Here is a 21,565-nt window from a genome sequence, read left to right as displayed (position 1 = left end):
AGACGCGCATATTAAGGAGGTTCTTCCGACTTGTAAACCCCCTTTGTGCAATTACCAGAATTTCCACCAGGGTGTTTCGCCAAAAATCTGGTTTTCGGCCACTTTGCTGTTGGGGTAGTTCTTGGCCAGCACACGGCGGGCATCGTCGCGCAGCTCGGTCTGGCCCAGCTTGTCGTAGGCGGCTGCCAGCATGACCAAGGCTGTTTCGACCCGGTCGGTATTGGCATAGTTCTCGATGACGGATTTGGCGCGATTGGCGGCTGCCAGGTAGCCGCCACGATTGTAGTAATAGGTGGCGACCGAGAGGTCGTGGTCGGCGAGGGCGGTGACCAGGAAGGCCATGCGATCCTGTGCGTCGGCCACATAGCGGCTTTCGGGGAAGCGGGTAACCAGATCGCGGAAGGCCTCGAAGGATTCCTTGGCGGCCTTGGGGTCGCGCTCTGCCATGTTCTGTTGCGAGATGGAGGCAAACAGGCTGCGGTCTTCGATGAAGTTGACCAGGCCCTTCAGGTAGAGGGCGTAGTCCACGCTGGGATTGGCCGGGTATTGCTTGAGGAAGCGGTCTATCGCGGCCAGGGCCAGTTCGGGTTCCTGATCCTTGAAGTTGGCGTAGGCGATCTCCAGGCTGGCCTGCTGGGCATAGCGGCCATAGGGGTAGCGAGCCTGCAGGCTCTCGAATAATTGAACCGCACGCGTGTAGTTGCCAGCCGTCAGTTCGGTCTTGGCCTCGCTATACATGGCCTCTGCGGTGGGGCCGCTGTTTTCGGCTTCCGGCTTCTTGCCGAGCGAGCCACAGGCGGTCAGCAGAAAGGCTGCTGCGAGTAAAGGTAGAATGCGCTTCATGGAACACTCCGATATCGAAGCCGACGATTATAACGATTCGGCAGAAAGCATACGTCTTACTGTGCCGAAAGATGCGGCCGGTGGTCGCCTGGATGCCGTGCTGGCCAAACTGCTGCCGGATTACTCACGCAGCCGGCTGGCCCGCTGGATAGACGACGGCAGCATACTGCTGGATGGCAAGGCCGCTACCCCCAAGACCAAGCTGTGGGGCGGCGAAGCCGTGGTGCTGACACTGGATACAGACCCGCAGGAGTCCGCATTCCAGCCCGAGGCGCTGGATTTCCCCGTGGTCTACGAGGATGCCGCGCTCGTGGTCATCGACAAGCCGGCAGGCCTGGTGGTTCACCCGGCCGCCGGAAATTGGTCTGGCACCTTGCTCAATGGCCTGTTGCACCGCTATCCCGAACTGGCCGGCGTGCCGCGAGCCGGCATTGTGCACCGTCTGGACAAAGATACCAGCGGCTTGATGGTGGTGGCCCGCACGCTGAAGGCGCAGACCGAGCTGGTGCGGCAGTTGCAGGCGCGCACCGTCAAGCGGCACTACCTGGCCATCGCCCAGGGTGTGCTGCCCCGTGATGGTACGGTGGATGCCCCCATAGGTCGTGACCCGCGCAACCGCCTGAAGATGGCGGTGGTGGGCAGCGGCAAGCCGGCGGTAACGCATTACAGCGTGCTGGAGCGCTATGCCCGCCATACCCTGGTGGAGTGCCGGCTGGAGACCGGCCGCACCCATCAGATACGGGTGCATATGGCGTATCTGCATCACCCGCTGGCGGCCGACCCGGTCTACGGCGGCAAGCCGGGTAACCAGCCACCGGCCGTGACTGCTGCACTGGCTGCGCTGAACAGGCAGGCGCTGCATGCGGCGCGATTGTCGCTGGTTCACCCGGAGACAGGCACCAGCCCGGTGTGGGAGAGTCCGCTGCCCGATGATATGCAGCAACTGATACAACAACTACGTGAGCACACCGCATGAGTGACTGGATACGCCACGCAATGACGCCGGACTGGCCCTTGCCGCCGGGGGTGCACGCCTTGGTCACCACGCGGCAGGGGGGCGTGAGCCTGCCGCCATACGATAGCTTCAACCTGGGTGACCATGTTGCCGACACTCCTGCGGCCGTGGCGGCCAACCGTGCCCTGCTACGCACCGCCTTGCCGGCTGAGCCCGCCTGGCTGAACCAGGTGCATGGCACAGTCGTGGTGGATGCAGGCCATGCGGCCGCGCCCGCGCCGCAGGCCGATGCCTCGGTGGCATTTGATGCCGGCGCCGTGTGCCTGGTCATGACGGCCGATTGCCTGCCGGTACTGTTTGCCCGCGAGGATGGCACTGCGGTCGGGGCGGCCCATGCCGGTTGGCGCGGCCTGCATGATGGCGTGCTGGAGGCGACCATTGCCCGCCTGGGCGAGCCGGCGCGTTTGCTGGCCTGGCTGGGGCCGGCGATCGGGCCGGATGCCTTCGAGGTTGGGGATGAGGTGAGGCTGGCCTTTGTGGAGCACGACCCGGCAGCGGCGATGGCCTTCCGCCCTGGCGTGGCGCCCGGCAAGTGGTGGGCTGATATCTATACCTTGGCACGGCAGCGGCTGGCCGCGGCTGGCGTTAGCCGAGTCTATGGTGGCGGTCTGTGTACGGTGGCTGATGCACAGCGATTTTTTTCCTATCGCCGCGACAAGGTGACGGGCCGCATGGCATCGATGATCTGGATGGCACCGTGAGTGGTTTGGTGCTGGTGGACGGCGAGTTGCGCCTGGTGTGGCCAGCACGGGCGTATCTGCCGGGCTATATGGCGGCACTGGCGCAAGGCTGGTCGCCCAACAATGTGCCGGGGTCGAGTACCGGCGATACTCTGGCGCAGATAGAGCATGACCCCGACGCCTACCTGGCACGCATGGTGGACAGGGCGGCCCAGGGGCCAGCCATCACCTTGCCGGATGGCTCGGTGGTGGCGCGCCTGCCCGGATACCGGATGTGGCTGTGGGATGGTGAATTCTGTGGGGTGATGGATTTTCGCTGGCAACCGGGCACCGCCAGCCTGCCGGCCCATGTGCTGGGCCATGTGGGCTATGCCGTGATACCGGCCAAACGCGGCAAGGGCTATGCCACGCGCGGCCTGCGGCTGTTTTTGCGGGAGCTGGCCCGCGAAGGCTTGCCCTATGTGGAGCTGATCACCGACCCGGACAATATCGCATCGCAGAAGGTCATCACCAGCAACGGTGGTGTGCTGCTGGAACGATTCCGTAAGCCGGCGCAGTACGGCGAGGCAGAGGGCCTGCGTTACCGCATTGCCTTGCCGCCTGCTCAGGCTGTGGCGGGGCAATAACTGATCGCGACCACCGCCAGAGGATGGAGGAGGGAGTGGCTGAGCGAGACCGCTGATTCAGGCTGCGCTGAGGCACCACGCCAGGGGTGACCTGTCCTGGCGCCTCGGGGCTTACCCTCCATCAATCACCTAAGCTCAGCAACGGCCGCTCAGTCGAACAGCTCTTCCAGGAAGCTCTTCTTGCGATAGGGCTTCTGGCCGTAGTGCTTGTCGCCGTGGTACTTCTGCTCATGGTAGTGCGCTTGCTGCGGCGGCGGATAGGGCTGCTGTTGCTGTGGATAGGGTTGTTGTGCCGGCCTGGCCTGGGCAGGTGGTGCATCTGCTGCGCGGCTGCGCTCCAGTATCTTGTCCAGTTCGCCACGATCCAGCCATACGCCTCGGCATTGCGGGCAGTAGTCGATCTCGACGCCAGCACGTTCGCTCATTACCAGCGCAGTTTCTCTGCAAACAGGGCATTGCATGTCCGGGTTCTTTCTCAACGAGGGAAATGCACTACAGACCACGGCAGGGGCGGCTTGGTTCCGTAGTGCTGCATCCTATGCCGGCGCAGGTTTTGCCCGCCGGAGCCTGTCTGGGGCTTCAGTTCTGCTTCATGCCAGCCACCAGGGTGCTGATATTGTATTTCATCATGGCTACATAGTTGGGTGCGGGGCCGTCTGCCCGTGACAGAGCATCGGAATACAGCCGGCCGCCCAGGCTGGCGCCGGCTTCGCGGCCTATCTGTTCCAGCAGCTTGGGATTGCTGACGTTCTCCACGAAGATGGCCTTGATGCCCTCCTTGCGCGCCTGTTTGATCAGCATGCCGACACCGCGTGCCGAGGCTTCGGCTTCGGTATTGACGCCCTGGGGCGACAGGAACTGGATGCCGAAGCGGCGACCCAGGTAGCCGAAGGCGTCATGCGAGGTGATGACCCGGCGCTTGTTGGGGGTGACGCCGGCGACCTGCTCGGCGGCCCATTTTTCCAGCTCGAACAGCTGTTCGGTGTAGCTGTCGGCACGCTTGCGGTAGTAGCCAGCGTTGCTAGGGTCGGCGCTGGCCAGGCCTTCGGTGATATTGCTGACATAGCGGCGTACACGGGCCGGGTCTTGCCAGGCGTGGGGGTCGATGCGACCCTTGTCGTGGCCATGGTCATGCTGGTCACTGCCCATTTTATGGGTCACGATCTTCTCGGCTGCCGCCACCCGTATGCCTTGGTAACGGCTGGCCTTGACCAGCCTGTCCAGCCAGCCCTCAAAGCCCAGGCCGTTGACAACCAGCAGCTTGGCGGCCACCAGGGTTTTGCCGTCCTGCGGGCTGGGCTGGTAGACATGGGCATCACCATCAGGCCCTACCAGGGTGGTGACGCTGACTTTGTCGCCACCGACCTGTTGCACGATATCGCCTAGGATGCTGAACGAGGCCACCACCGGTAGTTTGTCGGCACTGGCGTGCAGGCTCAGGGCGGCCAATATGGCATAGAGGCAGCGTAAGGATTTCATGGGGTGGCTCCAGGGGTAGGTGGATCAGGCTTCCAGGTGCTCATGCCCCAGCCAGCGCCACAGCAGGCCGCCACGGCGGCCCAGCGCCAGTGAGGCAAAGTAGGCCAGGCCGGCGGTAAGGATGATGCTGGGGCCGGAAGGCAGGTCACCATGGTAGGAAATCAGCAGGCCGACATAGCCCGACACCAGGGCGATGCCCAGGGCCACGCACAGCATGGCGGGCAATTCCTTGGCCCACAGGCGGGCGCTGGCGGCGGGCAGCATCATCAGGCCCACGGCCATCAGGGTACCCAGGGCCTGGAAGCCGGCCACCAGGTTCAGCACCACCAGTATCAGGAAGGCAAAGTGCGCCCAGGCGCCGCGCCCGCCCATGCTCTGCAGGAATTCAGGGTCGAAGCTCTCCACTACCAGGGCGCGGTAGAACAGGGCCAGTACCACCAGGGTGGTGGTGGCAACGGCGGCAAGAAAGACCAGTGCGGTGGCATCGACGGCCAGTACTGTGCCGAACAGGATGTGCATGAGATCGACGTTGCTGCCCCATTTGGATACCAGCAACACCCCGCTGGCCAACGAGACCAGATAGAAGGCGGCGAAATTGGCGTCCTCCTTGAGCTGGGTGGCGCGGGTGACCATGCCGGCGGCCAGCACGACCACCAGGCCGGCAATCAGGCCGCCTATGCTCATGGCGGTAAGCGACAGGCCATAGGCGATGAAGGCAATGGCGGCACCGGGCAGGATGGCGTGGCTCATGGCGTCGCCCATCAGGCTCATGCGCCGTAGTACCAGGAACAGGCCTATGGGCGCGCAGCCCAGCGCCAGCGCCAGGCAGCCCACCAGGGCATGGCGCATGAAGGCAAAGTCGGCAAAGGGCTGCCAAAGGATTTCATAAGGCGTCATGGCAGCAATCAGTGGCTATGCAGGGTGTGGTCGTGCGCGGGCGGTGTGGTCGGCGCGCTGCTATCGTCGCGATGGCACACTGGTGCATCGTCATCCCAGTTTTGCGGCATGCCGTTGGCGCGTGCCAGGTTGGCGGGTGTGAGCACCTCGGTGGTTGGCCCCCAGGCTATGCATTCCTTGGCCAGCAGCAGGGTCTGCGGAAAATGGCTGCGAACCTGCTCGTAGTCGTGCAGCACGGCCACCACGGTGCGCCCTTCGCGGCGCCAGCCGGCGATCACCGCCAGCAGGTCGGCGGTGGTCTTGGCGTCTAGCGCGGTAAATGGCTCATCCAGCAGGATCAGCTGAGCATCCTGCAGCAGCAGGCGGGCGAACAGCACCCGCTGGAACTGGCCGGCAGACAGCTCATCGACTGGGCGGCTGCCAAAGCCGGCCATGCCCACACGCTCCAGCGCGGTATCTGCCCGCTGCCGAGCGGACCGGCTGATACGGCCAAACCAGCCCGAGTTGCGCCAATCGCCCAACAGGACGGCATCCTGCACCGAGAGCGGAAAATCCCTGTCTATGGCGGCCTGCTGGGGTAGATAGGCGATCTCGCGTGGCGCCAGTCCATGCCGCTCCACCTTGCCGTGGTTGGGCTTCATCAAGCCCATCATGGCCTTGAGTAAGGTGCTCTTGCCGGCGCCGTTGGGGCCGACGATGGCCGTCAGCTCACCTTGGGCAAAGCTGCCGGACACATGGTGAACGACTGGGTGGCGGTGGTAGGTCAGCGTCAGGTTGCTAAGCCTGATGGCACCGGCTGGATGGTGACCATGAGGGTGATCGTGGCCGTGGTGGTGGCTCATGCCTGGCCTCCTGTGGCCCACCAGACGGCTGCCCACAGCAGCCCTACCGCAGGCATCACCAGCAGCATGCGCTGCCAGGCCGATAGCGCAATCATCCGGCTGGCGCGCTTCATGCCGCCCCCTCGGTGTCGCCATCGCGGCAGTTGCGGCAGAGGCCACGCACCTCTATGTCCTGGGCGGCCACGCTAAAGCCATGGCTGGCGGCGTCCTCTGCCAGCCGCGCTGCCAGGCGCTCGTCGCTTAGCTCGGTCACCTTATGGCAGCGATCGCAGATCAGCATCAGGCCGTGGTGCGGGTGCTCAAAATCGCAGCAGGCGACAAAGGCGTTCTTGGATTCCAGCTTGTGTGCCAGACCGGCCGCCACCAGAAAATCCAGCGCGCGGTAAACCGTGGGCGGTGCGGCCGTGGGGCGCTGTTTTTGTATCTCGGCCAGCAGGTCGTAGGCTTTCATCGAGCCCTGTGCCGACAGCAGCAAGGCCAGCACCTCGCGGCGCTGGTCGGTCAGCTTCTCGCCGCGCTTGGCGCACCACTGTGCGGCGGCGAGCAGATCGTGCTCGAGATTATGGGTATGCGCATGCTTCATACAATAAATGTTATAACATAACATGCGGGGCGGCAAGGCTGGGCTGCCAGCCGGGCTCAGGATTCGCTGTTGGCGGGGGCCGCTGCTGACTGGGCTTCTGCCTGCTCTTGCAGCAGCGCACGATGGTTGATGCGCTTGCGCCGCAGTATGCTCAGCCACAGCCAAGTGGGCAGCAGGCCGGCGAACAGCAGGGTGAAGATGCCAGAGGCAATGTGGCCGCTGGCCAGCGCGACGACGCCGACGATGCCGACGACGTAGAGGTAGCCGATAACGACGATAAGCATAGGGGAAATCCTTGCGTGCCGAGCGGGTAAACCGCGATTGTGGCGATGACAGTCAGCTTGCACTATTGCTGCGTAAACAAGTGTTTACAAAACCAAGCAAGCGCTTGTTTAAAACGATAGAATCGACCCACATTGTCCCCTGAGCAAGGCTGCCATGCAAACCCGCATTACCCGACTTTTCGGCATAGACAAACCACTGATCTGCCCCGGCATGAGCTATATCGCCGTACCCGAGCTGGTTGCCGCAGTGGGAAACGCGGGCGGCCTGGGCATCCTGGCGACAGGGCCGCTCAGTGCAGAGGAGACACGTGCGGCCATACGGCGGATACGGGCGCTGAGCGACAAGCCATTTGGCGTGGGGGTCACCCTGCTGATGCCTGGCGCTGCCGACAATGCCAGGGTGGCGCTGGAAGAAAAAGTGCCGGTGATCAATTTCTCGCTGGGCAAGGGCGACTGGATAGTGGAAGGCGCCCGCCGCTACGGTGGCAAGGTAGTGGCCACGGTGACGACAGAGAAGCATGCCCGCGCCGCCGAGAAGATAGGGGTGGATGCCCTGCTGGTGACCGGGCATGAGGCGGCAGCGCATGGCGGTGCCGTGACCTCCTTGACCCTGATACCGGCCATACGCGATGCGGTGAAGCTGCCCATTATTGCGGCTGGCGGTTTTGCCGATGGCCGCGGCCTGCTGGCGGCGCTGGCGCTGGGGGCAGACGCGGTGGCCATGGGCACCCGCCTGGCGGCAACGCGAGAGAGCCCGGTACATGCCGCCACCAAGGGCATGATTGTGGCCAAGGCGGTAAACGACACCATCTACAGTGCCAAATTCGATGGCATACCCTGCCGTATGATGGACACCCCCACGGCCCGCCGCAAGGCCGGCCGCGCACTGACCATTTTTGAGGCTGTGCCACGTGCCATGCTGGCAGCCAGACGTATGGGCATGTCGGCCGGCAAGGTGCTGGCAGGGGCGTTTGCCCAGCCTGCCGCCATCAAGCAGTTGGCCCAGTTTGGCGCGGCAACCGAGTCTATCCGCCTAGCCATCGAGGAGGGGGACCACAACCAGGGTGTGCAGCTGATAGGCCAGGCCCAGGGGCTGGTGCGCGATGTGCCTGCGGTGGCGGACCTGTTCGAACGTATCCTGCGTGAAGCCCGTGGTGTCAGGACGGGGTTACCGGACTGAGTCGCGACGAAGTGGGCGTACCTGGCCCGCGCCACATATTGAGACTGTAAGGCGCAAAACCGCAGCGCTGGAAGAAGGCGTGGACATCCTGGTTGAACGCCAGGCTATCCAGCGTGATCTGCGCTATGGCCTGCTCGGCCGGTGGTCTTGCGACTGGCTTGATCAAGGCTTTGACGCTACATCAGGCTCTTAGTAAAACATGCCGCTTTTGCAGGTTGATATCCCCATGGCTGGTGCTATTCGGCGTGGGCAATCATGGGCGTCGGCGGACTACGAATCCTTGCACCGTGATTATGGCCTTGGCGCTACCGAGCCTCGTCGTCCTCGCTCGGCTTATTAACATTAGAGAATAATTATTTAAGGTGTGCCCAATGACATTTGCAGCGGTTACCAGCGTGCGGTTGCTTTTTCGGCGCATGGTCGATGTGGCTGTGTTGAATTTGCCCGGGCATGCGGCATCTGCATGGCATTGAGTCATCAGGTCTTTTCTGCAGCGAGGTGCTGAGCGGCTGTGACTTGTGGCGATTTCATGCGTATGTACTATGCTGTCGGCATGAGCTTGGTGTAAGGTAATACCGTGCAACCGTAATACGACCATGTTCGCGTACTGAATATTGCGGCGTGGCGTCGATGTTTTATCGCTGGCATCAGGGTAGGCATGGTTATTACATCTGGTGTGGCTGGTTTGGCGACAATCAGAGTTACTAGTTCATAAACGGAAGATAACTGGCAATACTTCACAACACGCAGTAGAGCATTCCACCTAATCTGGTGTCTGGATACATCAACCGCTTTTTATTAAGGGCAGGGCATGCAAAACGCGAAGCGCTGGAGTAGCTTGGAAGATGAAATCCTGTTGGCGGGTTTCCGTGACAACCTTGAACTGCGCGATATCGCCGCCCGGCTTGGGCGCCGCGAAGGAGCTGTGCTGGAGCGTGCGCAGGACCTGGGCCTGGGCAATGCACAGTCGCAGCCTGATTGGCGCATGGCAGCCTGAGTGGTGCGCTGTCGCCGCTATCTGAGTTGGCTTGTAGCCGGCTGAGTAGGGCGTTCATAGCGGTGCTGCCTGCAGCACAAGGTTGATGCAGGTGCAACTGGCTGCGTTAGGGCAGTTTGGCTGGCGCGATATCGCTGGGGCTGCCTGCCGTGGCAACAGGTGCACTGCTGCCTGTATCGAGTTTTTCTGCGTTCGTTCTTTTCCCGCCTGCCCGCCGCTAGCCTTGCCAGACGGCTGTTCAGCCCGCTGCCTGGGAGCCCATACCATGTCGATTACCATACGCGCGTGGTGTGACGCATCGCCGCTGGTAATAGGTCCGCTTTACATCCGGGGCCTGGACCGCTAAAAATCGAATTGAACAAGCCATATAACATAGTCATAAGTAGCACACGATGCTGCAAAGCTGGTGCCCTGGTCATGGGCACGAGGAGGACACATGAATGATCTCGCCGCTGCAAGGGTGCTTGCTGGCAAGCCTATGCCAGGCCTACCTTGCGTCATCTGCCATCCCATCATTGGGTTTACCCCACGTCATCGCTCACGGGCGGGCGCATGATGGACCTGCATGGCAGTACCACGGATTTTCAGGAGCGCCTGCTGGCGACATTCTGGCGTGAGGCCCAGGGCCATATCGACGCCATGACGCCGCTATTGGCATGGCTGGAGCCTGCTGCATCGGGGGATAACCAGGCGCGTGCGCTGGAGCGGCTGTTTCGCGAAGCGCATGGGCTGAAAGGTGCAGCCCAGGTGGTGGACCGTCCGGAAATCGCAGCACAGAGCAGGCAGCTTGAACGCCTGGTCATGTCGGTGCGGCAGTGTGAGCAGCCGATAACGTCTGCGCAGGCCGCCGCCTTGGTCGATGCCGTCGCTGCCACCCAGCATGTGGTGCTGCGCGACAAGCAAGGCTAGGTTGACTGGGTAGTCGCTGCATCGGCATTCGGTGTGCTGCACTGGCGGGTGGCACTCCTTCCTGGAGCAATGCATGGACGCGTCTTCTTCCTACGACAGGTCGGCGATCACCATACTAGTGGTAGAGGATAGCTCTACCCAGGCAGCGCAGTTGCGCATGGTGCTGGAAGCGGAGCAGTTCACCGTATTGATGGCTGAGAATGGCCGCGCGGCGCTGGCGGTGCTGCGGGAAACCCTGCCAACGATGGTCATCACCGATGTCGTCATGCCCGAGATGGATGGCTACCAGCTTTGCGATACCATCAAGAAGGATCCGGCGCTGCACGACATACCGGTCATCATGATGACGTCGCTGGTGAGCTGGGACGATATCACCCGTAGCCTGGAGTGTGGCGCCACGCACTTCTTGCGCAAGCCTTATGACCCGGTCGCGCTGATTTCACGCATCAATTACATCCTGCTGAACCTGGAGTTGCGCCATGGCAGGAAAGTACAGATGGGCCTGGAAATCATTCTGGCCGGCAAGAAGGTGTTCGTGAATTCGGATCGTCAGCAGATCCTGGATATGCTGATCTCGACCTATGACGAAGCCTTGCGCCTGAATGAGGAGCTGCAGCAGCAACAGGCGGCGATAGCGCAGTCCAACCGTATATTGCGCAGCCTTTATGCCCTGGCTGGCTCATTGAGCAATGCGGCAACACCTGGGGATGCCTGCCAGATTGCGCTGCAGGGCATGACCGAGCTGTTGGGCTATAGGGCGGCCTGGGTGCTACTGCCCGATGGCAAGGCGGGGCTGCAAACCCTTTGCAGCAAAAGCCTGTTGCCCATACCGCCACGTAGCGAGGTATGCCTGGGGGCATCGCTGCTGCTACCTGATGGGCACAATGCACCGGTGCATATTGCCGACTGCACCTGCCTGCACGGCACAGGTGAGGCGGCTTTGCCGCGACCCCATGTGATTGCACCCCTGTCGACGGCGCAGGGCATGGCCGGTGTGATCAATGCGCTGCCGCGACATGGCGCAGTGTTCGATGGTGAGGACCTGAAGGTCATCGGCATGGTGGCGCGTCAGTTAAGCGAGGCACTGGAACGTTTGCAACTGGTCGAGAGCCTGAACCAGCGGGCAGTGCAGCTGGAGGAGGCCAACAAGGAACTAGAGAGCTTCAGCTACTCGGTCTCGCACGACTTGCGTGCCCCCTTGCGGGCGATAGAGGGGTTTTCACAGTTGTTGCAACGCCATCTGGGAGGTGGTCTGGATGCGGAGGCCTTGCGGCTGCTGACGGTGATTCGCGAAGGCAGCATGAAGATGGACGGGCTGATCATCAGCCTGATGGAGCTTTCCCGGGTGGGCAAGGTGCCTCTGCGGGTGCGGCAGGTGGATATGACTCAGCTGGCTCAGGGCGTCTGGCTGGAGCTGCAATCCGACAACCGGGACCATGAGGTGGTGTACCAGATGGCCAGCTTGCCGCCTGCGCTGGGTGACCCGGTGTTACTCAGGCAGGTCTGGGCCAATCTGCTGTCGAATGCACTCAAGTATTCTCGGGGTCGTCCGCGTCAGGTGATAGAAGTGGCCGGCAGGCTGGATGGGGCGCTGGCGGTGTATTCGGTCAGGGATAATGGCGCGGGCTTCAATATGGCGTATTACGACAAGTTGTTCGGCGTATTCCAGCGCTTGCACGGCGAGCAAGAGTTTCCCGGTACGGGCATAGGCCTGGCAAATGTAAAGCGTATCGTGACCCGCCACGGTGGCGAGGTTTGGGCTGAAGGGAAGGAGGGCGAGGGGGCGGTTTTCTACTTTTCGCTGCCCCTTGCCGCGCCTGAAGGCTGACGGAAAGACAAATGGCCCGGAGGATATCCGGGCCATTGCTGTAACAGATGGCGTGGTCAGCTAGCTGACTCGTGCGCGGGCGATCAACCCAGGCGGGCGGCCACGACGTCCCAGTCCACCAGCTTCCAGAAGGCTTCCAGGTAGTTGGGGCGGCTGTTGCGATAGTCGATGTAGTAGGCGTGTTCCCAGACATCGGCGGTCAGCAGGGCGGTGTCCGCTGTGGTCAGCGGCGTGGCGGCGGCGGAGGTGTTGACGATGTCCAGGCTGCCGTCAGCCTTCTTGACCAGCCAGGTCCAGCCCGAACCGAAGTTGCCGGCTGCGGCGGTGTTGAAGGCCTTCTTGAATTCGTCCAGCGAACCCCACTTGGCATTGATGGCATCGGCCAGCTTGCCCGTGGGTTGGCGTGCGTCGCCTGCATTGGGCTTGAAGCCCAGCCAGAAGAAGGTGTGGTTCCAGACCTGGGCGGCGTTGTTGAACAGACCACCGGCCGGTGCCTTTTTCACGATCTCTTCCAGGGTGGCATTCTCGTGCTCGGTGCCCTTGATGAGGTTATTCAGATTGGTGATATAGGTCTGGTGATGCTTGCCGTAGTGGTACTCCAGCGTCTCTTTGGACATGTGCGGCGCGAGCGCATCGATGGCATAGGGCAGTTCGGGAAGCTTGTGTTCCATAGGGTTCTCCAGGACGGTTGACAGCCGGGCCGTGTGCAGCCGGCTCTTGGTATGCGGCTGAATGATAGCGTGTGCTGCGCTGCACGCCAATGGTTGACTAAATTACTAAGTTATTCCCTGCCTGCCTATGGGCACGTGGGCAAGGCGGCTTGCCCCAGCGGCGAAGGCTGGAGCTTTTGCGCTATTATGCGTCGATCGCCCATCCCCAGACTCTGACCTATGACCTGGCTAGCCCTCGTCCTTGCCCTGCTGCTGGAACAATTCCATCCGGTTGGCCGTGGCAACCTTTTCTATTGCGGTTACCGTGGTTTTGCCGACAGCGTGGAGCGCAATTTCAACGCCGGTGAGTATCATCACGGCGTGGTCGGCTGGATGATAGCCGTGCTGGTGCCCAGCGTGCTGGTGCTGCTGGTGGCCGGCCTGCTGTACCTGGTGCACTGGTCGCTGTATTGGCTGTTTGGCCTGGCGGTGCTGTATGTCACCATGGGTTTCAGGCAGTTCAGCCCGGCCTTTACCGGGGTGGCCGACGCGCTGAAGGAGGGTGATCTGGCAACGGCACGTACCCTGCTGGGTGGCTGGACGCGTGAGCCGGCCAGCGAGCTGCACGAGGCCGAAGTGGCGCGGGTGGCGATCGAGCAAGGGTTGATCGATGCTTATCGCCATGTATTTGGCCCCATGTTCTGGTTTATCGTGCTGGGCCCGTTCGGTGCGGTTGCCTATCGCGCCGCCACCATATTGCAGCTCAAATGGGGTACGCGGGATCGCCGGCGTGGCGAGCGCTTCGGCAATTTCGCCGACAAGGCGGCCTATGTGATCGACTGGCTGCCCATTCGTGCCACGGCGGCCAGCTTTGCCGTGGTCGGGGATTTCGAAGACGCCGTATTCTGCTGGCGCCAGCAGGCCGAACGCTGGATCAGCGAGACCTATGGCATCTTGTTGGCGGCGGGTGCTGGTGCCATAGGCGTGCGCCTGGGCATGCCGCTGCACCAGGAGCATACCGTACGCTTTCGCCCCGAGTTGGGGCTGGGCGAGGAGGCGGATGCCAATATGCTGGCCAGCGCGGTGGGCCTGGTCTGGCGCACACTGTTGTTCTGGCTGGCGCTGATACTGCTGGTGACCCTGGTCCGTTATCTTTGATCCCCTACTCGGTGCATGGCATGCCTACCATCCGCTTTACTGACGGCAGCCAGCTGGCTGTCGCCAATATCTACTGCATAGGTCGTAACTATGCGGCCCATGCAGCTGAACTGGGCAACACGCTGGAGCCTGAGCCAGTGGTGTTTCTCAAGCCGACCTCGGCTTTGCTGCATGAGGGTTCGACTATTACCTTGCCGGACTACTCGAACGATGTGCATCACGAGGCTGAGCTGGTACTGGCGATAGGGCAGGGGGGCAAGCATATCGCCCGCGATGCGGCCATGAGCCATGTGGCCGGCTATGCGCTGGGGCTGGATTTGACCGCGCGGGATCTGCAGACCCAGGCCAAGAACAAGGGCCTGCCCTGGGCGGTGGCCAAGGGGTTTGATGGATCGGCCTGCCTGTCGCGCTTTATTGCGCCGGCACAGTTGCCCGCGCCTGAAGCAGCCCGCTTCAGCCTGCAGGTGAACGGCCAGATTCGGCAGGTGGGGGATTGCAGCCTGATGATCCATGATCTGCCCGCCATTATTGCCTACCTCTCCAGCCGCTTTACCTTGCAGCCGGGCGATCTGATCTATACCGGCACGCCGGCAGGGGTGGCTGCCATCCAGGCCGGTGATGTGCTGGAACTGGCCTTGGGCGATGTGTTGAAGGCGCGTTTCGAGGTCGCATGAAACGGCGCATGCGCATCCAGGTCAAGGCCCGCTGGGCTGAGGAGGAGGTACGGGTGCGCATACACCCGCCCACACCTGTGCCACAGGCGTTCAAGATGCTCGCCGTGCTGGGCATACTGCTGTTCTGGTGCTACTACCTGGGCTGGTTTGGCCGGGGTGGGCAGGATGGCCTGGAGACGGGGTTCCTGCTTTTCGGTATCTGCCAGATGCCCATGCTGTGGTGGTGGGTACGCGGGCAGATGCGGCGCTGGCACTAGGCTGCCGGCAGGCTGGCCAGATCCCAGCGCGGACGCACAGCAAACGGCCCGGCCTCACGCGCATGCAGCAGCCGTTGGGCGCCAGCATAGGCAATCATGGCGCCGTTATCGGTGCATAAATCCAGCGGCGGGTAATAGACCTTGAGCTTGCGCTTTGCGGCCATGGCATCCAACCCGGCCCTGAGCTGGCGATTGGCGCCAACCCCGCCTGCAACCACCAACTGCTTGAGGCCCGTCTGCTTGAGTGCGGCCCAGCATTTGCTGGTCATCAGCTCCACCACGGCTGCCTGGAAGGCGGCGCAGATATCGGCACGTGTGGCATCGTCGATCTCGCCCTGTTTCTTTACCAGGGTCAATACTGCTGTCTTGAGGCCGGCAAAGCTGAAATCCAGATCGCCCGAATGCAGCATGGGGCGGGGCAGGGTAAAGCGGCTGGGGTCGCCCTGGTCGGCCAGCCTGGACAGTGCGGGGCCACCAGGGTAGCCCAGGCCCAATAGCTTGGCAGTCTTGTCGAAGGCTTCGCCTGCTGCATCGTCCAGCGTCTCGCCCAACAACTGGTAATGGCCCACGCCATGCACCGCCATCAGCTGGGTATGGCCGCCCGATACCAGCAAGGCCACAAACGGAAAACTGGGGGCCGGTTGCGCCAGCAAGGGTGAAAGCAGGTGGCCCTCAAGGTGGTGTACGCCGATGACGGGCTTGCCCAGCGCCACGCCCAGGCCATTGGCCACGGCCGCTGCCGTCAGTAGGGCGCCGGCAAGGCCGGGGCCCTCGGTAAAGGCGATGGCATCGATATCCGCACGCACCTTGCCGGCATCGTGCAGGCAGGCCTCGGTCAGTGGCAGCACGCGCCGGATATGGTCGCGCGAGGCGAGCTCCGGCACCACGCCACCGTACTCGGCATGCATGGCCATCTGGGTATGGATGTGATGGGCCAGCAGGCCGCGCTCGGTGTCGTACAGGGCTACACCGGTTTCATCGCAGGAGGATTCGAGGCCGAGTACCAGCATGGGCATTACCTTGGAGTATCGTAAGTTGCCGGGGCCATGGCGCTATCGGCCCAACCCCGGATTGTCGCTCAGTCCAGGGTGACTGTCAGATCGCTCCGCTCGGTGGAGACAATGTTGAGCACGTCCATGATGCGCAGGAACCAGTCACCCAGGGCCACGCGCGAGAAGCCGGCATCGTGCCAGACGATCTCGACCGTGCCTTCCACATCATTGGACAGTACGTCATACAGGCCATCCAGGTTGTGGCCCATCTCGTAATCGAGTTCCAGCTGGCCTTCCAACTGCTCGTAGAAATCCTCTACCTGGGAAACATTGACGAATTCGATACGGGTCAGCGGCATGGGGATATCTCGGTAAATTGCTCGTAGTGATCGATGGTGACATAGCGGCGGCCATCCCGGCTGGGTTCGAATACCAGTCGCTTGGCATTGCGTTTGCCGCCACGGTAGTCCAGGTCGGCCTCACGCCAGTTGCCGCGAGGCAGGCGCTTTTCGCGGTTGCCGAAATGATCGCCACCCAGACTCTTGCCTTGCAGCTCCGGGCTACGCCACAAGGGGCGACCAGGCTGCCAGCCGGCTTGGCGGGCTTGCTTCTTGGTGACGAACTGGGCCGGCAACTGGCCGGTCTGGTTGAGCTGGCTAAGGCTTTGCGCCAGTTCGGTGGTGTTGAGCTGGCCTTGCAGCTTGGCGTTGAGCGACTGCGCCACCTGGCGGCAGTCGGGCAAGGGCGCTGCCAGGGTGTTCAGGCAGATCAAGAGGGCAGCCAGGGCGCGCATTGTAATGTCTTGTGCTGGGCAAAGTCCGAATTATCGGTTTGCCGGCGGCTGCGGTCAAAGCCGGGTAAGCCTGTATCCAATTGTAAAAAAGCGCCACCGGGCAGGGTGGAGTGGAACCAGCTTGCCTGCATGCCTATCATAGCCCCCATGAAACGATATTCTGCTTTGACAATTGCCGTGCTGCTGGGCCTGGCCGGTGTGGCCCGTGCCAATGAACTGCCCGACCTGGGCGATTCGGCGCTGGCCAACCTGCCGCCGCATGAGGAGCGCTATATTGCCGACATGACGGTGCGCGAGTTGCGCCGTTCCGGCATGGTGCTGGACGACGTGGAGGTGACGGAGTACCTGGAGCGCCTGGGCTACCGGCTGGTGGCGGCCAGCAATGAGAATCGGGTCAATTTCCGCTTCTTTCCCATCGCTGAAAACACCATCAATGCCTGGGCCGTACCGGGGGGCGTCATCGGCATCAATACCGGCCTGATGGTGCTGTCGCAGCACGAGTCTGAGCTGGCGGCAGTCATGGCGCATGAAATTGCCCATGTGACCCAGCATCACTATGCCCGTATGGTGGAGTCGCAAAAGGGTGCCGGCCTGATGACGCTGGGCACCCTGGCCTTGGCCATCCTGGCGGCGTCGCAAAGCCGTGGCGGCGATGCGCCCATGGCGGCCATTGCGGCCAGCGAGGGCTACCAGGCGCAGCGCTATCTGGATTTCTCCCGCGATCTGGAGCGTGAGGCCGACCGGGTAGGCATGACCACCCTCAAAGGGGCAGGCTTTGACATGCACGCCATGCCCAATTTCTTCGACCGCATGCAGAAGCACTACCGCAATGTGGATAACGGGGCTTTTGCCTTTTTGCGTACCCACCCGGTTACCGGCGAGCGCATCAGTGACAGCCAGTCGCGCGCGGCCGAGCAGGCTTACCGGCAGTGGCCGGACAGCGTGGATTACCTGCTGGTGCGGGAAAAGGCGCGGGGCTTGCAGCTGGGGCCGCGTGCTGCGCTGGACTACTACCAGGGCACCACGGGGCAGAAGAAGTACACCAGCGAGGCGGCGCAGCAATACGGCTATGCCCATGCCCTGCTGCTGGCCGGACGGGCCGATGCCGCCTGGGCGCGCCTGCAGCAGGCGCAGCAGGCCTTGCCTGGCGGCCATGCCATGTTTGAATCATTGGCTGGCAGCATACGTTTGCAGCAGGGCCGGCTGGCGGATGCCGCTGCCTTGCTGGCAGCCGGGCGGGAGCGCTTTCCTGGTGCCCAGGCGCTGGTCTATGGCGAGATTGATGTAAAGATGAGACAGAATGAGGGCAAGCAGGCCATTGCCCTGCTGGAGGGGGCGCTGGCCGAGCGAGGGGGAGACCCAGGGCTGCATAAACGCCTCGCCCAGGCCTATGCCCTGCAAGGTATGCAAGGCCCGTCGCACCGCGCCATGGCTGAGTATTACGCGCTTCTGGACGAACCCAGTACGGCCATAGAGCAACTGAATATTGCCCGCCGCAGCGGCGGCGATTTCTATCAGATGTCGGCTATTGAGGCCCGTATCAAGGAGCTGCGCAGCCGGCTGGATGGCAGGAAATTCAAGGAAGATCCTGCTACGCGAAATCCCTCCTGACATTGCGCCGGATTTGCTGCCTAGAATGAGAAACAAGGGTCAATATAAAAAGGTGCGTTCCATGCTGCGCCATTTCGTAGGGTGTGTGGCGGTCTGTCTCGCTTCGTCGGCTTGGGCCGGCGAATTCACGCTGAGCAGCGGCCTGAGTTTCAGTGAGTACGACAATCCGCGCGTACTGGAGACCGGCATGCCCTTGTCGCTCGGCTATCGCAGTGGCGACTGGAGACTGGACGCCAGCGGCAACTGGCGGGATCAGCGCAGCGCTGCCACCACCACCAGCCCTGCCATCAAGGGTTATCGTCCCTTGCGTTTGGCCGGCCGCACCATCTGGGTACCGGTGACTGGCCCGAGGCCGGATGGCAGTGCTGCCCGCGTCAGCGGTTGGGGTGACCTTAATCTGGGCCTGGGCCGTAGCTTTATGCTGGGCGAGCTGGAGGAGGGCGGTAGCCTGGATCTGCGCGCCGTGGTCAAGCTGCCCACCGGTAGCCAGGCCAAGGGCTTCTCTACCGGCAAGACAGACTGGTCGCTGGGTGGCAGCTACAGCCGCAGCATGGGGCCTTACAGCCTCAGTTGGACCTCGGGCTATAACTGGATAGGCAAGCAAAGCGGCTATGCCACGCGCAATACCTGGAGTAGTGATCTCTACCTGGGCTATGGCCTTGGCGATGGGCTGGATCTGGGGCTGGACTATGCCTGGTCGCAAAGTGCCACACCAGGCGGCGAGGCGTCGCGCACGCTGACCTTGTCTACCGGCCTGCCTTTGGGTGAGGGTGGCTACTTTACCTTCAGCTATCTGCGCGGCTTCTCTGACGCTGACCCGCAGCAGGATTTCAACTTCAGCTACAACTACAGCTTCCGCTGACATGGCCATGCGATTGTTCTGGTGGGCCTTGCTGTTTTGCCTGGCGACGGCGCAGGCTGCCGTGGTGGGCCGCATAGAAGCCGCCGGTGGGCAGTACGGCCGGCAGGACGATGCGGGCACCAGCAAGCCGGCCATGCTCAACGGTGTGGTCGAGGCCGGAGACACCTTGATCACCGGCCATGGTGGCTGGATGGTGCTGGCCATGAGCGATGGCGCCAGCCTGACCTTGCGACCCAATACCCAGTTGCGTATTGATGAATACCGCTACCAGGCTGAGCAGGCCAGTGAGTCGCGGGCGTGGTTGCGGCTGGTTCGTGGGGCGTTGCGATCGGTTACCGGTTTGATAGGCCAAAGTAATCGACCGTCCTATCGTCTTGCCACCCCAACCATGACCATAGGCATACGCGGTACCGATCACGAGACCGTGCTGCAGGATCATTTGGCTGACGCCGATACGCCGGCTGGAGTGTATGAATGGGTGCACGATGGCGAGAGCGTCATGCAGGTTGCAGGCCAGGAATTGGCTGTGCGGCCCGGCGAGAGCGGCTACCTACCGGTGGGGGACGGTGCCTTGCCGCGCCTGTTGGCGCAGCGCCCACGGCTGTTCGAGCGCTTGCAGCAGTTTGGCCGGGAGCAGGGGCTGGACCAGGTACTGGAGCGGCTGCACGACAGGGGTGAGGGCGGCTTCCGTGCCCGGCCATTGTCGCCTGAGCAGCGCGAGCAACTGATCGAGCAGGGCAGGCAAGCGGTGCGCGAGCGCATGGAGGCATTGCCGCCTGGTCAGAAGCCGGATAGGGAGCAGGTGCAGAAAGCGGTGAAGCAGCGGCTGCAGAAGCTCGAACGCCCCCCGACTTTGCCGCGCAAACGGGTAGGCGGCTAGCCTGCCATGGGGTCGGGCATGCCGGCCTTGCCGCGCATGCAGGCCAGATAAAGCCCGCCATCCGGCCCCGTGCCGCTGCGCTGGGCCTGCCATATCATCTCCGCCAGGCAATCCATCATTTCATGCTGGGCACGATGCTCATCACCTGTCTGCTGACAGAGTGCTTGGTAGAGCTCGCGCACGCCATGGGGCTGGTTGATCGACAATTGCTCCTCAATGGCGAGGTGCATATTCATATGCAGGAAGGGATTGGTCTCGCCAAACTCGGGCAGGTAATCCAGGTCGGCGTAGCGCTCGGGGGCGTCGACGATGGCATGATACTCGGGATGGCGTACCAGTACGGCCAGGGCGATTTTCTCCAGGTCGGTGAGGGGAGCGGACTGTTTCTGCTTGGCCCAGGTGTCGAACAGGAATCGGCGGGCTTGGTCGCGGGTGGGATTGAACATCGGTGTGGCCGTAAGGGAAGCAGGGGGTATTTTCCGCTGCCCGCGGTCGTCAGTCCAGCTTTGCCAGCACAAGGCTTTGATGCAAAAGGCGATTGGCACCATCCAGCCGGGCAATCTGGCCGTTGCCGTAGAAGCCGGCCAGGGGCGTGCCTGGCCAGGCGCGTACCAGGGTCTGCCATTCCCTATCCTGACCATCGTGCAGTGCCGGGCCACGGCCGGCGCAGGAGAACAGCAGGCCGGCTGCTGGTGCAGGCTGGCTGGCCATGGTTTGGACTTCGGCCAGGGCGGTGGCGGCGGTGCGGCGCATCCATACTACCCGCTCGCCGGGGAACAGCCGGGCAGCCACGGTGACGCTGCCATCGGGGTTGAGCGACACCAGCGGCCAGCATTGGCTGGGTTGGCTGTCTTCATCCAGGGTGGCCAGGGCCAGTTCATGCAGTTCCGGCAGGCTGACCATGCTGCGTCTGAGCGTGGCGGCAGCCATGCGGCCATCCAGGCTTTGTAGCTCGAAGCCGGCAATGCCTGTGACCGTGAAGGCTGGGCTGACCGGTGACAGGCCTCGGGAAACCAGTACATCGCTGGCCGGCAAGGCCAGTTCAGCCTTGCCATCTGCTGCAATCTGGCTCTGGCGCCAGACCTTGTAGGGGCCGACGCCAGTGGCATCGCCAGCAATACCGCCATAGCGCGCCCAACCGGTTTCCAGCCAGGCCAGGTCCAGGGTGTTGGGGGCGGCCAGGGTCAGTCTCGGTGTGTCGGCCTGGGCCGGTGGCAACTGCTGTATCAGCAGGGCGGCGGCGGCTGGTGTGTCTACCAGCCAGTCATCTTCGTTCATTACCCCCAGTGCGGTGCAGCCTGCCACGGCCAGTGTCTGGGCAGCGCGGGCGGCTGCCACCAGGGCAGGGCGTGGGTCGTGGGCAAAATCGGCAGAGAGGAAAAGCAGCACGGCGGCGGCTCTTTGCTCCCCCAATTTGGACAGCGCCTGCTCTACTGCGTCGGCAGCGAGCCTGGGGGAAGGGCGGGAAGCATGGGCGAGGCCAGAAGCGTAGCGGGTGGACATGCTGCCATTATCCTTCATCGCC

The 21,565-nt window shown here is 62.7% G+C and carries 27 protein-coding genes; 13 read left to right on the top strand and 14 right to left on the bottom strand.

Features of this window, described 5'->3' with window-relative positions; translation table 11 throughout:
* Positions 1 to 51: 51 nt before the first annotated feature.
* Positions 52 to 843: an outer membrane protein assembly factor BamD gene (locus V7714_RS03395; protein ID WP_335388136.1), complete on the bottom strand. Its 792-nt coding sequence runs from the start codon at positions 841 to 843 to the stop codon at positions 52 to 54.
* Here V7714_RS03395 and rluD point away from each other — a divergent pair.
* The 3 genes from rluD to V7714_RS03380 are packed head-to-tail and all read left to right on the top strand — an operon-like array spanning position 842 to position 3,164.
* Complete coding sequence (gene rluD / locus V7714_RS03390; protein ID WP_335388133.1) at positions 842 to 1,819, top strand: 23S rRNA pseudouridine(1911/1915/1917) synthase RluD; 978 nt, start codon at positions 842 to 844, stop codon at positions 1,817 to 1,819. The two genes, V7714_RS03395 and rluD, sit on opposite strands and share 2 nt — an antisense overlap.
* On the top strand, positions 1,816 to 2,559 hold the full coding sequence (pgeF, locus tag V7714_RS03385) for a peptidoglycan editing factor PgeF (protein WP_335388130.1): 744 nt from the start codon (positions 1,816 to 1,818) through the stop codon (positions 2,557 to 2,559). Before rluD ends, pgeF begins: the two co-directional genes overlap by 4 nt.
* On the top strand, positions 2,556 to 3,164 hold the full coding sequence (locus tag V7714_RS03380; RefSeq protein ID WP_335388128.1) for a GNAT family N-acetyltransferase: 609 nt from the start codon (positions 2,556 to 2,558) through the stop codon (positions 3,162 to 3,164). Before pgeF ends, V7714_RS03380 begins: the two co-directional genes overlap by 4 nt.
* A gap of 149 nt (positions 3,165 to 3,313) precedes the next feature.
* On the opposite strand, the gene V7714_RS03375 is transcribed toward V7714_RS03380, so the two are convergent.
* The 6 genes from V7714_RS03375 to V7714_RS03350 form a co-directional block, all read right to left on the bottom strand.
* Complete coding sequence (locus V7714_RS03375) at positions 3,314 to 3,625, bottom strand: TFIIB-type zinc ribbon-containing protein (protein WP_335388126.1); 312 nt, start codon at positions 3,623 to 3,625, stop codon at positions 3,314 to 3,316.
* A gap of 118 nt (positions 3,626 to 3,743) precedes the next feature.
* On the bottom strand, positions 3,744 to 4,643 hold the full coding sequence (locus V7714_RS03370) for a metal ABC transporter substrate-binding protein (protein ID WP_335388124.1): 900 nt from the start codon (positions 4,641 to 4,643) through the stop codon (positions 3,744 to 3,746).
* Between the two features lie 24 nt (positions 4,644 to 4,667).
* Positions 4,668 to 5,540 (bottom strand): metal ABC transporter permease, encoded by an 873-nt coding sequence (locus V7714_RS03365; protein WP_335388122.1) that lies wholly within the window; start codon positions 5,538 to 5,540, stop codon positions 4,668 to 4,670.
* Between the two features lie 8 nt (positions 5,541 to 5,548).
* Complete coding sequence (gene aztA, locus V7714_RS03360; protein WP_335388120.1) at positions 5,549 to 6,382, bottom strand: zinc ABC transporter ATP-binding protein AztA; 834 nt, start codon at positions 6,380 to 6,382, stop codon at positions 5,549 to 5,551.
* A 109-nt stretch (positions 6,383 to 6,491) separates the two neighbouring features.
* Positions 6,492 to 6,965 carry a Fur family transcriptional regulator gene (locus V7714_RS03355; RefSeq protein WP_335388117.1) on the bottom strand — a complete coding sequence of 158 codons (474 nt, stop codon included), beginning with the start codon at positions 6,963 to 6,965 and terminating at the stop codon, positions 6,492 to 6,494.
* Between the two features lie 56 nt (positions 6,966 to 7,021).
* Positions 7,022 to 7,249, bottom strand: coding sequence for a hypothetical protein (locus V7714_RS03350; protein WP_335388115.1), 228 nt, complete (start codon positions 7,247 to 7,249; stop codon positions 7,022 to 7,024).
* Positions 7,250 to 7,403: 154 nt separating this feature from the next.
* On the opposite strand from V7714_RS03350, the gene V7714_RS03345 reads away from it, so the two are divergent.
* The gene (locus V7714_RS03345; RefSeq protein WP_335388112.1) at positions 7,404 to 8,429 is read left to right on the top strand and encodes an NAD(P)H-dependent flavin oxidoreductase; all 1,026 of its coding nucleotides are present in this window, start codon (positions 7,404 to 7,406) and stop codon (positions 8,427 to 8,429) included.
* On the opposite strand, the gene V7714_RS03340 is transcribed toward V7714_RS03345, so the two are convergent.
* Positions 8,407 to 8,595, bottom strand: coding sequence for a hypothetical protein (locus tag V7714_RS03340; protein ID WP_335388108.1), 189 nt, complete (start codon positions 8,593 to 8,595; stop codon positions 8,407 to 8,409). The two genes, V7714_RS03345 and V7714_RS03340, sit on opposite strands and share 23 nt — an antisense overlap.
* 645 nt (positions 8,596 to 9,240) lie before the next feature.
* Between V7714_RS03340 and V7714_RS03335 the strand changes: the two genes are divergently transcribed.
* The 3 genes from V7714_RS03335 to V7714_RS03325 all read left to right on the top strand — a co-directional run bounded on the left by V7714_RS03335 (position 9,241) and on the right by V7714_RS03325 (position 12,163).
* Entirely contained in the window at positions 9,241 to 9,426 is a 186-nt protein-coding gene (locus V7714_RS03335) for a hypothetical protein (RefSeq protein WP_335388105.1), read from the top strand.
* A gap of 552 nt (positions 9,427 to 9,978) precedes the next feature.
* The gene (locus V7714_RS03330) at positions 9,979 to 10,335 is read left to right on the top strand and encodes an Hpt domain-containing protein (RefSeq protein ID WP_335388102.1); all 357 of its coding nucleotides are present in this window, start codon (positions 9,979 to 9,981) and stop codon (positions 10,333 to 10,335) included.
* 73 nt (positions 10,336 to 10,408) lie between these two features.
* Complete coding sequence (locus V7714_RS03325; protein WP_335388099.1) at positions 10,409 to 12,163, top strand: response regulator; 1,755 nt, start codon at positions 10,409 to 10,411, stop codon at positions 12,161 to 12,163.
* Positions 12,164 to 12,246: 83 nt separating this feature from the next.
* Here the strand turns inward: V7714_RS03325 and V7714_RS03320 are convergent, their stop codons facing one another.
* On the bottom strand, positions 12,247 to 12,834 hold the full coding sequence (locus V7714_RS03320; protein WP_335388097.1) for a superoxide dismutase: 588 nt from the start codon (positions 12,832 to 12,834) through the stop codon (positions 12,247 to 12,249).
* Positions 12,835 to 13,053: 219 nt separating this feature from the next.
* Between V7714_RS03320 and V7714_RS03315 the strand changes: the two genes are divergently transcribed.
* Genes V7714_RS03315 through V7714_RS03305 form a run of 3 tightly spaced genes read left to right on the top strand, consistent with a single transcriptional unit; the run spans position 13,054 to position 14,902 of the window.
* Entirely contained in the window at positions 13,054 to 13,971 is a 918-nt protein-coding gene (locus V7714_RS03315; RefSeq protein WP_335388094.1) for a CobD/CbiB family protein, read from the top strand.
* Between the two features lie 20 nt (positions 13,972 to 13,991).
* The gene (locus V7714_RS03310) at positions 13,992 to 14,645 is read left to right on the top strand and encodes a fumarylacetoacetate hydrolase family protein (RefSeq protein ID WP_335388092.1); all 654 of its coding nucleotides are present in this window, start codon (positions 13,992 to 13,994) and stop codon (positions 14,643 to 14,645) included.
* Positions 14,642 to 14,902, top strand: coding sequence for a hypothetical protein (locus V7714_RS03305; RefSeq protein ID WP_335388089.1), 261 nt, complete (start codon positions 14,642 to 14,644; stop codon positions 14,900 to 14,902). The genes V7714_RS03310 and V7714_RS03305 overlap by 4 nt, the downstream gene beginning before the upstream one ends.
* Here the strand turns inward: V7714_RS03305 and tsaD are convergent.
* The 3 genes from tsaD to V7714_RS03290 form a co-directional block, all read right to left on the bottom strand.
* Positions 14,899 to 15,912 (bottom strand): tRNA (adenosine(37)-N6)-threonylcarbamoyltransferase complex transferase subunit TsaD, encoded by a 1,014-nt coding sequence (tsaD, locus tag V7714_RS03300; RefSeq protein ID WP_335388086.1) that lies wholly within the window; start codon positions 15,910 to 15,912, stop codon positions 14,899 to 14,901. The two genes, V7714_RS03305 and tsaD, sit on opposite strands and share 4 nt — an antisense overlap.
* Positions 15,913 to 15,980: 68 nt before the next feature.
* Entirely contained in the window at positions 15,981 to 16,253 is a 273-nt protein-coding gene (locus V7714_RS03295; RefSeq protein ID WP_284194722.1) for a barstar family protein, read from the bottom strand.
* Complete coding sequence (locus V7714_RS03290; RefSeq protein WP_335388083.1) at positions 16,244 to 16,687, bottom strand: ribonuclease domain-containing protein; 444 nt, start codon at positions 16,685 to 16,687, stop codon at positions 16,244 to 16,246. The genes V7714_RS03295 and V7714_RS03290 overlap by 10 nt, the downstream gene beginning before the upstream one ends.
* Positions 16,688 to 16,834: 147 nt before the next feature.
* Between V7714_RS03290 and V7714_RS03285 the strand changes: the two genes are divergently transcribed.
* The 3 genes from V7714_RS03285 to V7714_RS03275 all read left to right on the top strand — a co-directional run bounded on the left by V7714_RS03285 (position 16,835) and on the right by V7714_RS03275 (position 20,040).
* On the top strand, positions 16,835 to 18,298 hold the full coding sequence (locus V7714_RS03285; RefSeq protein ID WP_335388081.1) for a M48 family metalloprotease: 1,464 nt from the start codon (positions 16,835 to 16,837) through the stop codon (positions 18,296 to 18,298).
* A gap of 61 nt (positions 18,299 to 18,359) precedes the next feature.
* Positions 18,360 to 19,160 (top strand): hypothetical protein, encoded by an 801-nt coding sequence (locus V7714_RS03280; RefSeq protein WP_335388079.1) that lies wholly within the window; start codon positions 18,360 to 18,362, stop codon positions 19,158 to 19,160.
* 7 nt (positions 19,161 to 19,167) lie between these two features.
* The gene (locus tag V7714_RS03275) at positions 19,168 to 20,040 is read left to right on the top strand and encodes a FecR family protein (protein WP_335388077.1); all 873 of its coding nucleotides are present in this window, start codon (positions 19,168 to 19,170) and stop codon (positions 20,038 to 20,040) included.
* Here V7714_RS03275 and V7714_RS03270 read toward each other — a convergent pair.
* Together V7714_RS03270 and V7714_RS03265 are read right to left on the bottom strand one after the other, a co-directional pair.
* Complete coding sequence (locus V7714_RS03270) at positions 20,037 to 20,486, bottom strand: DUF1841 family protein (RefSeq protein WP_290332160.1); 450 nt, start codon at positions 20,484 to 20,486, stop codon at positions 20,037 to 20,039. The two genes, V7714_RS03275 and V7714_RS03270, sit on opposite strands and share 4 nt — an antisense overlap.
* 49 nt (positions 20,487 to 20,535) lie before the next feature.
* A complete protein-coding gene (locus V7714_RS03265) occupies positions 20,536 to 21,543 on the bottom strand; it encodes an FIST C-terminal domain-containing protein (RefSeq protein ID WP_335388074.1) in 1,008 nt (335 codons plus the stop codon).
* Positions 21,544 to 21,565 lie beyond the last annotated feature (22 nt).

Source organism: Chitinimonas sp. JJ19 (assembly GCF_036961565.1).
Classification (GTDB): domain Bacteria; phylum Pseudomonadota; class Gammaproteobacteria; order Burkholderiales; family Chitinimonadaceae; genus Chitinimonas.
Note: the sequence above shows the minus strand (reverse complement) of the source record. Positions and strands in the feature narration are given on the sequence as shown.

Bases quoted from the DNA above. Each gene is read 5' to 3' on its own strand.
- rluD (WP_335388133.1), top strand. From the start codon at position 842: ATGGAACACTCCGATATCGAAGCCGACGATTATAACGATTCGGCAGAA.
- V7714_RS03395 (WP_335388136.1), bottom strand. From the start codon at position 843: ATGAAGCGCATTCTACCTTTACTCGCAGCAGCCTTTCTGCTGACCGCC.
- pgeF (WP_335388130.1), top strand. From the start codon at position 1,816: ATGAGTGACTGGATACGCCACGCAATGACGCCGGACTGGCCCTTGCCG.
- V7714_RS03375 (WP_335388126.1), bottom strand. From the start codon at position 3,625: ATGCAATGCCCTGTTTGCAGAGAAACTGCGCTGGTAATGAGCGAACGT.
- V7714_RS03370 (WP_335388124.1), bottom strand. From the start codon at position 4,643: ATGAAATCCTTACGCTGCCTCTATGCCATATTGGCCGCCCTGAGCCTG.
- V7714_RS03365 (WP_335388122.1), bottom strand. From the start codon at position 5,540: ATGACGCCTTATGAAATCCTTTGGCAGCCCTTTGCCGACTTTGCCTTC.
- aztA (WP_335388120.1), bottom strand. From the start codon at position 6,382: ATGAGCCACCACCACGGCCACGATCACCCTCATGGTCACCATCCAGCC.
- V7714_RS03355 (WP_335388117.1), bottom strand. From the start codon at position 6,965: ATGAAGCATGCGCATACCCATAATCTCGAGCACGATCTGCTCGCCGCC.
- V7714_RS03350 (WP_335388115.1), bottom strand. From the start codon at position 7,249: ATGCTTATCGTCGTTATCGGCTACCTCTACGTCGTCGGCATCGTCGGC.
- V7714_RS03345 (WP_335388112.1), top strand. From the start codon at position 7,404: ATGCAAACCCGCATTACCCGACTTTTCGGCATAGACAAACCACTGATC.
- V7714_RS03335 (WP_335388105.1), top strand. From the start codon at position 9,241: ATGCAAAACGCGAAGCGCTGGAGTAGCTTGGAAGATGAAATCCTGTTG.
- V7714_RS03330 (WP_335388102.1), top strand. From the start codon at position 9,979: ATGATGGACCTGCATGGCAGTACCACGGATTTTCAGGAGCGCCTGCTG.
- V7714_RS03325 (WP_335388099.1), top strand. From the start codon at position 10,409: ATGGACGCGTCTTCTTCCTACGACAGGTCGGCGATCACCATACTAGTG.
- V7714_RS03320 (WP_335388097.1), bottom strand. From the start codon at position 12,834: ATGGAACACAAGCTTCCCGAACTGCCCTATGCCATCGATGCGCTCGCG.
- V7714_RS03315 (WP_335388094.1), top strand. From the start codon at position 13,054: ATGACCTGGCTAGCCCTCGTCCTTGCCCTGCTGCTGGAACAATTCCAT.
- V7714_RS03310 (WP_335388092.1), top strand. From the start codon at position 13,992: ATGCCTACCATCCGCTTTACTGACGGCAGCCAGCTGGCTGTCGCCAAT.
- V7714_RS03305 (WP_335388089.1), top strand. From the start codon at position 14,642: ATGAAACGGCGCATGCGCATCCAGGTCAAGGCCCGCTGGGCTGAGGAG.
- tsaD (WP_335388086.1), bottom strand. From the start codon at position 15,912: ATGCTGGTACTCGGCCTCGAATCCTCCTGCGATGAAACCGGTGTAGCC.
- V7714_RS03295 (WP_284194722.1), bottom strand. From the start codon at position 16,253: ATGCCGCTGACCCGTATCGAATTCGTCAATGTTTCCCAGGTAGAGGAT.
- V7714_RS03290 (WP_335388083.1), bottom strand. From the start codon at position 16,687: ATGCGCGCCCTGGCTGCCCTCTTGATCTGCCTGAACACCCTGGCAGCG.
- V7714_RS03285 (WP_335388081.1), top strand. From the start codon at position 16,835: ATGAAACGATATTCTGCTTTGACAATTGCCGTGCTGCTGGGCCTGGCC.
- V7714_RS03280 (WP_335388079.1), top strand. From the start codon at position 18,360: ATGCTGCGCCATTTCGTAGGGTGTGTGGCGGTCTGTCTCGCTTCGTCG.
- V7714_RS03275 (WP_335388077.1), top strand. From the start codon at position 19,168: ATGCGATTGTTCTGGTGGGCCTTGCTGTTTTGCCTGGCGACGGCGCAG.
- V7714_RS03270 (WP_290332160.1), bottom strand. From the start codon at position 20,486: ATGTTCAATCCCACCCGCGACCAAGCCCGCCGATTCCTGTTCGACACC.
- V7714_RS03265 (WP_335388074.1), bottom strand. From the start codon at position 21,543: ATGTCCACCCGCTACGCTTCTGGCCTCGCCCATGCTTCCCGCCCTTCC.